Annotated in this window: 12 protein-coding genes and 1 pseudogene; 2 read left to right on the top strand and 11 right to left on the bottom strand. The window is 36.9% G+C overall.

Going from position 1 to position 14,505, the window contains the following annotated elements:
- Nucleotides 1-6 precede the first annotated feature (6 nt).
- From ACWYN3_RS03425 to ACWYN3_RS03385, 9 genes are all read right to left on the bottom strand, one after another.
- Nucleotides 7-2,019 carry a non-ribosomal peptide synthetase gene (locus ACWYN3_RS03425; RefSeq protein ID WP_456222870.1) on the bottom strand — a complete coding sequence of 671 codons (2,013 nt, stop codon included), beginning with the start codon at nt 2,017-2,019 and terminating at the stop codon, nt 7-9.
- On the bottom strand, nt 2,009-3,511 hold the full coding sequence (locus ACWYN3_RS03420; protein ID WP_456219872.1) for a condensation domain-containing protein: 1,503 nt from the start codon (nt 3,509-3,511) through the stop codon (nt 2,009-2,011). The genes ACWYN3_RS03425 and ACWYN3_RS03420 overlap by 11 nt, the downstream gene beginning before the upstream one ends.
- 223 nt (nt 3,512-3,734) lie before the next feature.
- A complete protein-coding gene (locus ACWYN3_RS03415; protein ID WP_456219871.1) occupies nt 3,735-4,706 on the bottom strand; it encodes a hypothetical protein in 972 nt (323 codons plus the stop codon).
- A gap of 21 nt (nt 4,707-4,727) precedes the next feature.
- Nucleotides 4,728-5,708: a pyridoxal-phosphate dependent enzyme gene (locus ACWYN3_RS03410; RefSeq protein ID WP_456219870.1), complete on the bottom strand. Its 981-nt coding sequence runs from the start codon at nt 5,706-5,708 to the stop codon at nt 4,728-4,730.
- A 277-nt stretch (nt 5,709-5,985) separates the two neighbouring features.
- Entirely contained in the window at nt 5,986-6,264 is a 279-nt protein-coding gene (locus ACWYN3_RS03405; RefSeq protein WP_456219869.1) for a hypothetical protein, read from the bottom strand.
- A 46-nt stretch (nt 6,265-6,310) separates the two neighbouring features.
- On the bottom strand, nt 6,311-6,937 hold the full coding sequence (locus tag ACWYN3_RS03400; RefSeq protein WP_456219868.1) for an RNA polymerase sigma factor: 627 nt from the start codon (nt 6,935-6,937) through the stop codon (nt 6,311-6,313).
- A 588-nt stretch (nt 6,938-7,525) separates the two neighbouring features.
- On the bottom strand, nt 7,526-8,992 hold the full coding sequence (locus ACWYN3_RS03395) for a glycosyl hydrolase family 95 catalytic domain-containing protein (RefSeq protein WP_456219867.1): 1,467 nt from the start codon (nt 8,990-8,992) through the stop codon (nt 7,526-7,528).
- 35 nt (nt 8,993-9,027) lie between these two features.
- Nucleotides 9,028-9,552 carry a glycoside hydrolase N-terminal domain-containing protein gene (locus tag ACWYN3_RS03390; RefSeq protein ID WP_456222869.1) on the bottom strand — a complete coding sequence of 175 codons (525 nt, stop codon included), beginning with the start codon at nt 9,550-9,552 and terminating at the stop codon, nt 9,028-9,030.
- Nucleotides 9,534-9,890: a glycoside hydrolase N-terminal domain-containing protein gene (locus ACWYN3_RS03385; RefSeq protein WP_456219866.1), complete on the bottom strand. Its 357-nt coding sequence runs from the start codon at nt 9,888-9,890 to the stop codon at nt 9,534-9,536. The genes ACWYN3_RS03390 and ACWYN3_RS03385 overlap by 19 nt, the downstream gene beginning before the upstream one ends.
- 796 nt (nt 9,891-10,686) lie before the next feature.
- On the opposite strand from ACWYN3_RS03385, the gene ACWYN3_RS03380 reads away from it, so the two are divergent.
- Together ACWYN3_RS03380 and ACWYN3_RS03375 are read left to right on the top strand one after the other, a co-directional pair.
- On the top strand, nt 10,687-11,085 hold the full coding sequence (locus tag ACWYN3_RS03380) for a hypothetical protein (protein WP_456219865.1): 399 nt from the start codon (nt 10,687-10,689) through the stop codon (nt 11,083-11,085).
- Nucleotides 11,086-11,104: 19 nt separating this feature from the next.
- Complete coding sequence (locus tag ACWYN3_RS03375; protein WP_456219864.1) at nt 11,105-12,055, top strand: tetratricopeptide repeat protein; 951 nt, start codon at nt 11,105-11,107, stop codon at nt 12,053-12,055.
- Between the two features lie 147 nt (nt 12,056-12,202).
- Here the strand turns inward: ACWYN3_RS03375 and ACWYN3_RS03370 are convergent, their stop codons facing one another.
- Nucleotides 12,203-12,601, bottom strand: coding sequence for a hypothetical protein (locus ACWYN3_RS03370; RefSeq protein WP_456219863.1), 399 nt, complete (start codon nt 12,599-12,601; stop codon nt 12,203-12,205).
- 55 nt (nt 12,602-12,656) lie between these two features.
- Nucleotides 12,657-14,092 (bottom strand): annotated as a pseudogene (gene dnaA / locus ACWYN3_RS03365) (chromosomal replication initiator protein DnaA).
- Between the last annotated feature and the right edge of the window lie 413 nt (nt 14,093-14,505).

Genomic DNA, 14,505 nt, shown 5'->3' with positions numbered 1-14,505 from the left:
TCTTTTTCAGGCGTCTGTAAGAATACAACGCATTAGAATTCCCTGTTCCAGGTTTAAACCCTGCTGATAATCAGCAGTAATTGCTTCCAGCTCTTCATCTGATCCTGAAAAATCTGCTGTTTCAAGCAAACCTTCATAATTGCTGTAAACCTGTTCCCCTTTTTTAGGATAAGAGAAACGCAGCGCATCATGATATTTCACCAGTTCGCTAATAGCAGCTGCTAGTTTTTCATGGCTAACCTCTTTTTTTACCTTTAATAAAAGATGCTGATTATAATGTGAAAAATCTTTGGTATCTGCTTCAAAGAAATGCTGTTGTACCGGCAACAAACCGCTGTTAACAGTTAAAAATCCCTGTGCGGCCTGTGTAGTTGAAACAACCTGCATGGCCAGCAAGGCTGACAGTGATGAAATTGTATAGTTCACGAACAAATCCCGTGGCTGCAAGCTGATCCCAGCTCTTCTTGCACGACTTGATACCTGTATAGTCGTAATTGAATCCCCCCCCCCCAGTTCAAAGAAGTTGTCATATATACCCACACGCTGTACACCCAGCAATTCCTGCCAGATATTTGCTAGCTCCTGCTCTGTTTCATTTCTTGGCGCTACATAAGCCGTTGTTAACAAGGCAGCTGCATCAGGGTCTGGTAATGCTTTCTTATCAACCTTACCATTATCTGTCAATGGCAGACTTTCCAGCTCTATAAAGAAAGTTGGAATCATATATTCAGGCAGCTTTTCTTTCAAGCGTAACACCACACGTTCTTTATCAAAATCACTGTTCGCTACGACATAACCCACTAAACGTTTATTCCCGTTATCATCTGTTTTCACCAGAACTACAGCCTGACTAATCTCTTCACATTGTTGCAACGCAGCCTCTATTTCACCCAGCTCAATACGGAAACCCCTGATTTTAACCTGATCATCAATACGGCCAAGATATTCAATATTACCATCCGGCAACCATCGGCCAAGATCACCAGTACGGTACATACGGTACTCAGAAGCGGGATCAAAAGGATGTTTTATAAATTTCTCTGCTGTCAGATCAGGACGGTTCAAATAACCTCTTGATACACAAATACCAGAAACACCGATCTCCCCTGCTACACCAACCGGGCATAACTGCATGTCATTATTTACGACATATAATTGTGTGTTTTGTATCGGTGAACCCAGCGGTACATTTATACTTCCCGGAGTATCGTGCATGATATAATGACAAATATCATCTGATGCTTCTGTTGGCCCGTAAGCATTCACTACCGGAATTCTGCCATAAAAAGCATGTTCAAACCACAACGCCAATACCGGCTGGCTTACCGCTTCACCTGTAACCAGCAGATATTTCAGCGCTGTTAATGACGCAACAAATTGTTCCTGCAATACCGCAGCAAGGTAGGAAGGTACCACTTCCCAGATCGTAACTTTATCTTTATCAATTGCACGGATCAATTCTGCAGGCTGCAAAATAAGTGCTGAGGTATAAATAATGGTCGTTCCACCACATAACATTGCAGAGAACAATTGCCATACAGAGATGTCAAAAGTATAGGAAGCTGTAAAAGCAACAATAGAACTACTATCGAGTTCCAGATCATTGACTTTTGAGTAAAGGTGATTCAGCATCCCACCATGCTCTACCATTACTCCTTTAGGTTTACCAGTAGAACCTGAGGTGTAAATCACATAAGACATATCACCTGCCTGTATCTTATTTGCCGGGTTAACGACAGGTTGTTCTGTTATAGCTTTAGCATCCGTATCCAGCCGAATCAGGTCAATAGCAGGATCAAATTTTTCTGCTAGTGCATGATTCGTGACCACTATTTTAGCTCCTGTATCTTCCAGCATATAGCTGATCCGGTCTTCCGGATATCCCGGATCAATTGGCACATAAGCACCACCTGCCTTCATAATCCCCAGAATAGCTACAACCATGTCCAGTGAACGGTCAAAACAAACCGGAACTAAAGTATCTCGTTTTACTCCCTTTGCCTGAAGCTCATGTGCCAGTTGATTTGCCCTTAATATTTAATTCTTCATAACTATATTGCTGATCTTCTAATTGAAGCGCAATTGCTGCGGGTGTAGCAATCACATGTTCATTAAAAATTTCAACCAGATTTTTGTTGTCCGGATAAGCAACACTGACGTCATTGAAACGCTCCAATAGCAGTAATTCTGATGGAGGGATGATTTCTATTTCGCTTGATTTGCTATCCAGCTGCGTACTAAACTGTTTCAGGATAAACAACAGCCTTTGCGCAACCAGCTCCATTTCCTCGGCAGAGAAAAACTGGAGCTGGTAATCAATACTTAACTGTAAGGGTTGTTGTTTTCCATAGTCTTTCCACCAGATTTCGATCGGATAACGGCCGTAACCGCTCGGAAGTTCATAAAATCCGGCTTGCATACCTTCTCCAAAATCAAGCGAGAAATCTATAATCGCGTAATTGATCACTATTTCCAGCAGATATTCTTCTGCTGCATTAATTTTGAAATAACGGCTTAAATCTCCTATCTGATAATTACTATAACGGTAATCTTCACGCTGAGAGGTCGTAATATGTTTAATCAGTTCATCTACAGAAAGGTCTGGCTGGTACACGCCTTTAAAAGGGAGAATACCAGTAAACATCCCAACAATGTCACGAACTTTTTTATTTTTTCTTTTATGTAAAGGAGTACCAAAAATGAAGTCCTGCTTATCAGAAGTTTTACCAAAATAAATCATCAGGGCAGCAATGGTCAGTTGCTGGATACTTGATTTTGTTTTTTTCTGCAAGTCTTCAAGGAGGGTGACATCTTCTGGTGACAGGTTTACCAATACAGTTTCGCATCTCCTTTGCTCCTGACCGCTGTCTAAAAATCTCCTTTGTAATAATTGTTGTGGTTTTTTCTCAATCTTATCTTTCCAGTATTTACCTTCTTCCGCATATTCATCAGAATGGTAATAAGCATCGGCTTTTACAGCTTCATCTTTGTAAGAAAGGTAAGAGAAGTCTGCATCTTCATTATTGATTAACACACTATATTTTTTAGCGATATAACGGTTTTGTGAAGACAGACCGAATCCATCAGATATCAAATGGTGATATCTAAAGAAATATAAATGTTCTTCGTCTTTTAGTTTAACCAGGTAATGCTCAAAAAGGACATTATCTTTTTTAATTTCAAATGGTTTGCTGAACTGTTCTTTCATCCAAACCTGTAATAATTCTTCCCCATCCTGATGCATGCTGTAATCAAGTTCTTTGATTTCCAGCTGCTGGTAGGAGTCATCAAAATAGATCTGAGGTGTATGTTCATCAATATCAAACCTCATCCGGTAGGCATCAAATACTTCGGGTACTGAATTGACCGCAGCAATAAATGTTGTTTTGATCAGTGGTCCTATGATCCTGGTATACCCTCCGATATTATAATAAGGATTACTTACGTTTATCAATTGATCCAGATAAACATCTTTTTGTGCTGGGTGAAGCGGAGATTTATTAATTAGCATAATTCATGAGTAATTTTAGGATGCGAAGTCAAGGATTTGTGAAGACTTTAGCAATAAATAATGGACATACCAGTCCCATCTTGCAGCATCTGTTTACAGCATGCTGCCATAGAACTTAAATGGCATTATTTTTTTTAGGAAGTAAATAGATGAGAGACATTATTTAAATAGTTTCAAATTTATCCACGATGCTTTGCGTATCGCGGATAAATTCATACCACTATTAATCAGGTAGTGGAAAGCCCATATTCTGATGTATTGCTTCGCGGTAATAATACCCTCCTACTGCAATATCAAAAATGGCCATCCCCATTGGGTTGAACATCACTACAGCTGTGGCCGCTCTTTTTTCCAAAATACCTTTATTGATTATTTCGGCTATGGTCAGTGTATCACTTTCCAGGAGCCCTTTTTCTTTATGCATGTTTTCGATATCCGTATTCTGTCTGCAAACTTCTTCCCAGTTATCAACGATGATAATATCCATGAAATCTTTCATGTCCACCGTATAATCTCTCAGGGAAACATTCAACTGTAGAGAACCTTTTTTAGGAGAAATATTGATATACGGTGCATCAGAAACGGTACAGGTAATAAATATGTCTGCATCCTGATAACTTTCTTCCCAGTCAGCTGCAACAAATACCTTATCCTGAACTTCACTCAGGATAGTGTTTCTATCAATTGGATTGAGGTCATGGATCAGAACTTTATCAATTTGATTGCCCAAAATTGAAGTAATCATTCTGAGGTGCATTTGACCTATAGGGCCAAAACCGTTAATTCCAATAATTAGTTTGCGGTCACTGTTCCATCCTTTTATAAATTCTTTCACAACTAAACCAGATACAGCCGCCGTTCTGATTGCGCTTACCGTGGCTGTATTGATAATACAGCGTGGTATTCCCGAATCATGTTCATTCAGAATAGTCACAGAATTTGCCCTTAGTTTATCCTTATAAATATTATCAGGAAAACTGGCAATCCACTTGATACCAGCCCATGGGTTTTCTCCCCCGATATAGGCCGGCATAGCGATAATCCTATTTTTAGGATCTCCGAATCTTAAATACGGTTTAATTGGCTGTGAATAATCATTTGCGTGAAGCTGTATGACTGCATCCTTAATTACTGCTGTTAATTGTTCCCAATTAAAACCAATCTCTTTAATATTATTTGCATTCAGATATAACATGATTTCTATTTATTTTACGGCTTAAAAATTAGTGGAAAGAATTTCTTCATTTAATTTGGCGGCCAATTGGCTGCCCCATTCCTGGTTATAAATTGTATCTAAATAGGTATGACCTTTATCCGGAAAAATTAACAGAGAGGTTGCCTTTGATTCTTCGATATCATTAAATCTGAAATAGTTTTTTTTAGCAGCCAGATAAACGGCTCCGGATGAGGCTCCGGCAAAAATTGCCTGCTCATCCAACAATTCAGTACAGCCTCTGATAATACTCAGTTGAGAAACAATAACGACATCGTCAATGATTGCATTCTCCATGATTGGAGGTACCTGACTTGCACCTATTCCTGAAATATAGCGTTTAACAGGCTTATCACTAAAGATGACCGAGCCTTCTACATCAACGCCCACAATTTTCACTTCCGGTCTTTTTCTTTTGATGAAATCTGAAATACCAGTGATCGCGCCGCTTGAACTTACAGCAACAAAAATGTAGTCCAAATGCTCAAAAGAGGAAACAATTTCTTCTCCCAAACCATAATAGCCTTTATAATTATTAGGATCACCATATTGATCTGCAATAAAAGAATCGGGTGTATCTGCATGTAATTGGTTGACTACATTGATTCTGGTTAACAGGTAACCTCCTGTATGATCTCTTTCGGTGACTTTTACCACCCGGTGAGACATGAGGTTTAATAGTGTTTCATAAGATGAATTAATATTCGGATCTATTACAGGGACAAATCTTAATTTCAGCCTTTTGCAGATTGATGCTACAGATATAGCAAGATTGCCGGAACTGGATGCAATGATTGTGGTATTTTCCGAAATTTTCCCCGATTTGATACCATTATAGATAATACTGAATGCAGCTCTGTCCTTCGAACTGCCGGAGAAGTTATTATATTCTAACTTCGCAAAGAGATTGGCATTGTTATTTTTTAATTCAATAAGAGGCGTATTGCCTATAAAGGCAGCCAGCTTTTCTAGTTCTTTTAACATAGGTAGGTAAGTTTAAAGATGAGATGTGTTAATTTATATGTTTTCTTTTTTTACATGATTGTCTGGATCTGGTTCATAGACGCATAGTCGCCGGGACGATACTTAGCTGAATATATTAAAGAATTTTCCGGGTAGCCTGCCGGTTTATGGAGTTCATTATGTTTAACGGAGTAGATATCTAAGAAACGAACCGCGCTTATGCTATGTTGAAGAGATTCATCTGTCAATCCATAAAAAAGAAATATGACAGGCAGAATGATAATTGCTGCTGCCGAACTTATCCATGAAAAAAAGAAAAGTATATATCTTTTTTTTTCATGGCGTAACCCTGATTGATCAGTGCCCGCAATTTCAGATAATTCTGCTCTATTGCTTTTTGCCCTGCATGATGACCCATTGAAAGAACTATAACCTTCAATTCTTCGAGTTTAGTCTTTGTTTCAGGGTTTTCTTCTATCCTGGTTTCCCAGTCACTGACATCCTGTTCATTTCTCTTTAAACAGTAATTAATGAATGTTTCATTTTTCAACAGTTCATTCAAATATTTTTCCGGCATCTGCTTAATAATTTTTCTTAATAGAGCGGAAAACTTTATTTTTTCACTACTGTATTTGAAAAAATAATAAAAATAAAATCATTGTTCCGATTGCGATCAAAAGATAGGTCTCCTGCTCTTTTGTAATCGTTGATTTCAATTTATCAATAGCTTTGTAAATCGTATTGTAAACAGTGTTAATGGAAACCTTGTTCGTAATGGCTATTTCCTGATAAGATAAACCAAGGTAAAATTTCTGGTAAACCATGTTCCGCTGCTTGGCAGCAAGCTGATTAATATGATTTTTAACAATCTGAATTACCGTACCATTCATTCCCTGCTGAATATATTGATCTTCTACAGAGGGAGATAACAATGTAACGGGTACATCAAGCAATTCTTCTATTTCTTCCGGTCCAATTATATTTTTACGATATAATTTTCTCAAAAAACAAGTAATAATATAATTATGGTAATTATTGACGTTCTGAAGAGCGGACCTGTTTTCCCATAGATATAAGAAGACATCATTAATGGCATCCTTCACTGTATCCTCAGAAAAATATCTCTTATATCCTATAAAACTAAGATAATGGTGATAATGTGAATATATAGTATAAAAATCATCTTCTCCCTCTGATAATGTAAAAGATTTCCAGATATGTTTTAGATCACTCCCTTTTAATCTGATCATATTATTGAATAATTTATTATATTAATATTTTTATAAAGTAAAGCAATATATATTATATATTATTAATTCAATAACTATTTATTATTATTACAAATTATATCAACAGAAACAACAGACAAACAAATATACTAGTTATAATAGCTCTTAATTATAGTTATGTGCTTAATTTTTTTGACATCCAGCAATTCCCCGATACTATTAAAAACATAAAATATCATCAATAATTCATATTAAATTAATACGCCCAGGAAATCTTCACCTATTAAAAAAAGCTTTAAAACAAATCTTTGCTCGAAAATTATATCTAAGCTTTACACCCATCAGTACATACAGGATCAACTACTTATAGGAATATTATTATTTTTTATAACTTTCCAGCAAAGCATAATTAACCCTGATAACCAAGAGATTCCTTAAAGTTAAATCATAAAAAATTAATTACGGTTATTATTACACCAATTGACGATTGCCTTAGGTGAACGCATTAGAATTTGTCACCAGCCGGTGAACTTAAAAACAAGAAATAATAAGATAAACAAATCTGCTCTTGAGATCAGGTTTATTACATTAATCGATTTAGATCATACTCTACCCCTGCTCCGCAGAAACATCAATAGTTTTATTTTCGTACTTAACTGTACAGGTCCCCGTATTTTTAGCTTTTAGTATTGCCGAAATCAATTTTCCGCCTTTCCACTCCATATTGATCACATATCCACCTCTGGCAACCAGCCCTTTTACCTTTCCTTCTTTCCATTCTACCGGAAGAGCAGGCAACAGTTCAATATATCCCTGGTGGCTTTGCAATAACATTTCTGCAATACCTGCTCCTCCACCAAAATTGCCATCTATCTGAAAAGGCGGATGGGCACAAAACAGGTTTGCATAAGTTCCACCACCATTCATCTTAACCTCCGCTCCATTACCGACAAATCGCAAAAGTTTTTTAAGTGCATCATATGCTCTTTCCCCATTCTGCATCCTTGCCCATAAATTAATCCTCCAGGTAATGGCCCAGCCGGTACCATCATTGGTACGTACAGTTAAAGTTTTACGCACTGCATCTGCAAGCTTAGGGTTCTGTGCAGAAGTAATAGAGGAACCTGGATATGCACCAAAAAGATGTGACAAATGCCTGTGCTTAGGATCCTGATCTTTCCAGTCATGATACCACTCCTGTAAATTCCCTTCTTTTCCAATCTGATAAGGTAACATCTTTTTCAAGGCATTTTTGACCTTATTACGCATATCGGGATCTGCATTTAAAACCTCGCTGGCTTTCACATAATCACTAAACAACTCCCTGATAATAGCTAAATCGGCCGTACCCCCATATAATAATGCACCTGTATATCCACCTGGAGTTACATAATAATTTTCTGGTGAAGTAGAAGGCGCTGTAATTAAATTACCTTTTTTATCTGCTACCAGAAAATCCAGACAAAATTGCACTGCACCTTTCATTAACGGATATGCCTGTTCTTTCAGATATTCTTTATCTTGTGTAAAAGCATAATGTTCCCAAAGATGGGTTGCCATCCAATTACCTCCCATTGGCCAGTTTGCCCATGAAGGATTTCCTTTCCCAAAATCACCTACCGGGTTAGTCATTGCCCATATATCACTGTTGTGGTGTAAAACCCAGCCACCTGCTCCATAATAATTTCTAGCCGTCACAGCTCCTGTTTTAGCTAAACGACCTATAAAATCAAGCAGCGGCTGATGCATTTCCGATAAATTTGCAGTCTCCACCCCCCAGTAGTTCATTTCTGCATTAATATTAGTTGTATAATTACTGCTCCATGGTGGTTGTATTTTTTTTTCATTCCAGATTCCCTGCAAATTGGTTGACTGCCCGCCTGCTCTGGAAGAACTGATCAACAGATACCTGCTATATTGATAATATAAGGCCACGAGTGCATTATCACTTTTGCCAGCTGAAAAAGCATTTAATCTATCCATAGTCTTCATCTCCGCCTTATCTTCGTCACCCAGGCTGATTTGCACACGGTCATAATAATTTCTGAAATCAGTGGTATGATTTTTCAGGAGCACGGGATAGGATCTGGCCTTTTGTAAATAAGCTAAAGCTATTTTTTCAATTCGTCTTTTCCATTTTTACCAGGATTTACATCAAACCCGTTAAAACTGGTAGCCATAGAAAGCAAGATTACTGCTTCCTTTGCACCCGAAACGGTTAAACTGCTGTCACTTATCTTCAGTTTCCCATCCGTTTTAAGCACTTTAACCTGCGCAACGTAACGCATGGCATCCGCATCATCCCAAATCACCTCGTTACCGTGATTAAGCGGAGAAACATGTACCGGCGAATGTCCTGTCATCAGCAAACTCTTCCCAGAAGAGGAAACATTATGCTGCAATAGGCTATTTAAACGACAGGTAAAATCCAGCTTATCTTTTCCCGTGGCCGTAAACCTGATTACGACTAACTGGTCAGGATGCGAAATAAAAGTTTCACGGGTATAAGTTGTCCCATTAATGATATAGCTTGTTTTGGATATTGCATTTTGGATATCAAGTTCCCGCTTATAATTACCAGCTTCTCCCTGATGTTTAAAGTCAAAAAATAAATTCCCTAAAAAGGCGCATAAGATTCAGAAAATTTCCCTTGCATAAAATGCACCAGTGAATCTGCTTTTTTGTAATTCTCAGCGAATAATGCTTTACGCACTGGCTCCAGATAGGTCTTTGCCTGAGGATTCATATCTGGGTTTACCGGCCCTCCAGCCCACAATGTTGCTTCATTCAAAGAAAACCGTTCTGTATTTACCCCTCCATAAACCATTACTCCCAGCCTGCCATTTCCTAACGGCAATGCCTCTTCAAACTGTCCGGCAGGTTTATCATAGATCAATTTATGATTGTTTTGCTGTGCGAAAGTCTGATAAATGAATAATACGAAAACGGTTGCAAAAAGAAAAGGTTTCTTCATTGTAGTCTATTTTTGGTTAGGAATAGGTTTTGTCCGTATCAGAATGATAAAATTGTATGCCATCCAGATTTATACAAAATAAAATTAGGGAATAACCGGGCACATTAATTTGTTTTATTAGCCAATGATTAAACAATTTAGCCCTATCCCCATATCAAAAGATAAGAGTTTGCTTAAATTCAGCTGACAAAATCAAACTGGGTCCAAGTTTAGCATTTTAAATTCATTATAAAATTTTGTAGCTTTTAGTTAAACAATATATTTATCGATCACACAAAATTATCTCCACATACAGCTCATTTACAGTGAATTAGCTAAAAATCAATTCATATGATAAATATAAAGCAATATTCAAAACCATTACACCTTATAGAAAACTAATATAATTAACCAGATATTTATAACAATAACTGATCAATGTGTAATATTCGATATAGTAATTCATACCTGAGCAGGAAAGATCTCTGCAAAGTGCTAAAATCTTTAAAACAAGTCCACCATTCTTATAGGGAAAGACTACCTATATAGTGTTTAAGTTTAAAACAAAACTCTTAAACCAAATCTGAGAGCATCTTTTAGTTTATTCATTTATACTATTCCTCAGACTATCCATATTTTATCGCGAGTCATGTTACCACTTCCCCATTTTTGACAAAAAAAATAATGCATGGATACACGTTTATACTACGATTTCATTATTTTTTTTTTTATATTAAAATCAAAATTTTGGATAAAGATTGCTTCTGCTTCACTATTTTTAAATCAGGCACTTATAAAGCAATTTAAATCAGCATAAATGAAGACAATCATCAAAACGACTGTCATTTCAATCTTCGTATTATCTCTTTTCTCTTTATCCCTATACGCTGGCAACGGTCTCCAGGATAAAATAAAAAAAACAGCTATTAATTCTCCTTCATTTACAGCAGATACGCTGGTAGAAAAGCTGATTACAGCTTATATCAAACTAGCAAACGAAGAAAGTCTGACGAATAATAGAGAAATATTATTATCTGAAATTTTAAAAAGCAATCTTCCTGATAAAAATGCATTCACTTATGAAATAGAAGCCTTATATGCAAAGCGACTATTGAAACCCGAAAAAGCGAGATACTATATCCTCAGGGCACTAGATGAAACTCCACAGGAAAAACCCAAAATTCCTCAGATTACTCAATACTTTAGCTTTTATTGATACCGATCTGGAGAATTACATGCGGGCAATGGAAAGCTATTTGGTTATACAGAAGCACTTGCAACAGGCGCATGATATTAATAAACTGGTATTAAACTATACTAACATTGCAGATCTCTATATTAAAAGCAATTTATTTGAAGAAGCAATAAATGCTTTGGATATGGCTTATAAACTGGCCATTCAGCAAGAAAAGAGGCAAATTCCGAATATACTGTATGAAAATAAAGCCATTGCTTATTTTCATTTAAAAAATCTGGATTCTTTACAGCATTATGCAGCTAAAGTAACCGGTACTTCATCCCCTGATCAGCTGGTTGATCACCGGATGAAGTACATGATCCTTTTATTACAAAAAAATGATAAAGAGGCGATTAACGAGATCAAAATACTAGCTGATAACCCGGGAGATACTGACAAACTATATACTTATCTTCATTTAGCTGAAGCCTATTTGATATTTAATCAAACGGCAAAGGCTAAGGAGGTAATTTTCAAATTATTATATTCCAACGACCTGAAGAATCTTGGTCATTTGAGGTCTAAATTATTCAGTTTGCTTGGCAATGCTCATCTGAAGGAAAAACAGTTTGAGTTATCGGCTCAATATTATAAGAAAGCCACTGAACAGTCCTCATTAAATACTTTAAAGATGATAAAAACAGGGAGCATTCTGAATCTTTTAAAGTATGATGAGATTAAGAAAAAATATGTAGTGGCTCAGGAAAACCTTGAAGTCCGGCAAAATTACATGTTTCTGTTTGTAGTAGTTGCCGGTATGATTATTTTAACCTTTATTTTCTTATACAGGTCACTAAAAATCAAGAAGAAATATGATGAACTGATGTTCAACAAATTAAGCAGTGAAATTTCGTTCATTAATTCCCATGAGATACGAAAGTATCTGAGTAACATATTAGGAATAGTTATGGTGATCAAGGTGAGTGAAGATAGAAATGAAACTTATTGAGTTTGAGGATGCACTCTTTGATTCTGCTGAAAACCTTGATATTTCTATCAAAAGTATCGCGGCTAAACTAAATGACAAAGCTGAATCATGTACATGATTCAGCTTTGTGGTTTCGCCTGCCCATCTAAATTGAGACGGTATATATTTTTATGCTAAAACTTCGGTCTCTGCTTCCTGCTCAACCAGAGCAGCATCGTTTTTCAATTTTTCATTGATCTCCTGAAACTGACGTTTAGCTTCGGGATGTAAGGACAGGATACCGTTAACCTGATCCAATCTGCCTTCTTCAATTTTAGCGTTCAGGGCAATTACATCCTGCACTGAGAAACTACCATTTTCAAATTTAGCAGTCCAGTACTGAATAAACTTAGCCACATCCTGAGTTTCAATCTCCTTCATGATTGGAGATAAACTAGCTTTCAATTGAGCCGCTTCGTTCATTTCTTTGGTATAGAAAGGATTAAGCGCCTTGATGAAAGGAATACTGTGGCTCTGTACTTTTCTAATCACACTTACCAGGTAAGGGATCGCAAGTATAACAATCAACGAGATTATTATCGTGTTGGCATTTAAATTCATTGTAAAGCTTTGTTGGTTTGAATTAACTCATCTTTAATTTCTTCTGGATATCGGTTACATATCCTTTGAATTTTTTGTCGCTGTCAATCAGGTCTTCTACTGTTTGACAAGCATAGATTACTGTAGAGTGATCTCTGCCACCATAAAATGCACCGATACTCTTCAATGAAGATTTAGTCAGGCTTTTAGACAGGTACATCGAGATTTGTCTGGCTTGTACTACTTCACGTTTACGTGTTGGTGACTTTACAAGGTCAACCGGAACTTCAAAATATTCACAAACTAATTTCTGGATGTATTCCATTGAAATTTCTTTGGATGTGTTTTTGATAAAGTTCTTTAACATCGATTTAGCTAATGCCAGGTCGATCTCTTTTCTATTTAAAGTTGCCTGTGCTAATAGAGAAACCATAGCTCCTTCCAGCTCGCGGACATTGTTATCGATGTTATGTGCAACGTATTCTACTACTTCAGCTGGCAAATCGATTCCGTCAGAAGCCATTTTTTTTCTCAGAATAGCAATCCTTGTTTCTAAATCAGGAATCTGCAAATCTGCTGATAAGCCCCATTTGAAACGGCTCAGCAAACGCTCTTCTAAACCTGATAAGTCTTTTGGTGCTTTATCAGAGGTAATGATAATTTGTTTACCGGATTGGTGTAAATGATTAAAGATATGGAAGAAGATATCCTGTGTTTTCTCTTTTCCGGCGAAGTTGTGAATATCATCCATGATAATTACATCCATTGCCTGGTAGAAGTTGACGAAGTCATTGATTGTATTATTTTTCAACGATTCAACAAACTGCTGACAGAATTTTTCGCAGGATACAAAGATGACAAGTTTATCAGGGTAAGTACGTTTGATTTCGTTTCCGATTGCCTGAGCCAGATGCGTTTTACCCAATCCTACCGCGCATAAATCATTAATGGATTGAATGATGTTGCACCAGGTTTTGCTGCAACTGCGAAGCCCGCAGAGCGCGCTAAACGATTGCAATCACCTTCAATGTAATTCTCTAAAGTATAGTTGGAGTTTAACTGCGGATCAACGTTTAATTTTTTCAAACCAGGGATCACGAATGGATTTCTAAGGTCCTTGCTGATCGGTGCTGGTGTTGGCATCGATTGAGATTTGGATGCGATCGTATTGGTATTGTTCGGGCTGCTGGCAGCAATATAAGGAGTATTGCTTTTTGAAGGTTTATTATCTACAACAATGTTGTATTCCAAACGACCTTCGTCTCCTAATTCCTGTTTTACTGTTTTACGTAAAAGACCTACGTAATGTTCTTCTAACCACTCATAGAAGAATAAACTTGGCACTTGTACAGTTAAGACATTACCTTCTAATTTTAGTGCTGAGATCGGTTCGAACCAAGTCTTATAACTTTGATTCGGGATGTTAGCCTTAATCGTTTGAAGCGAGTTATTCCACACTGTTGTACAAGTATTCTGCATAGTTTTTTTGTTGTTATTGGTAATGTTACTGGCCCTGAAAAAAGCTTCCTTCCTTTTTGGGATTGCGAAGATCCAGAAAATTACCAACAAAAAAACATAAACTTATACCCAGCAGTAAGCGACTAAAAAGCAATTATTTAGCTCTTTTTTTTTGGCCATAATGTGGATAAGTATAGGTTACCAACAGGTGTTGTTAACTAAAGGCATGTTAACAACTTTACGAGGTGAGCAAGCCATAGAAATGGATGGCAAAAAACTAATAGGTATCAACCAGTTAAGGTATATTTTTGAGGAGCCTGAGGCCTTGTTAATAACTTTTAAAAAATGGAGTTTTTGAATTCACCTCATCATTTTTTGGAAAGAGGGCTAAAAAAGGACGCAATTTCAATGGTGGATAACTGAGGTTATACACA

The organism is Pedobacter sp. NJ-S-72 (assembly GCF_053890575.1).
This window is presented reverse-complemented; position numbering and strand designations above follow the sequence as displayed.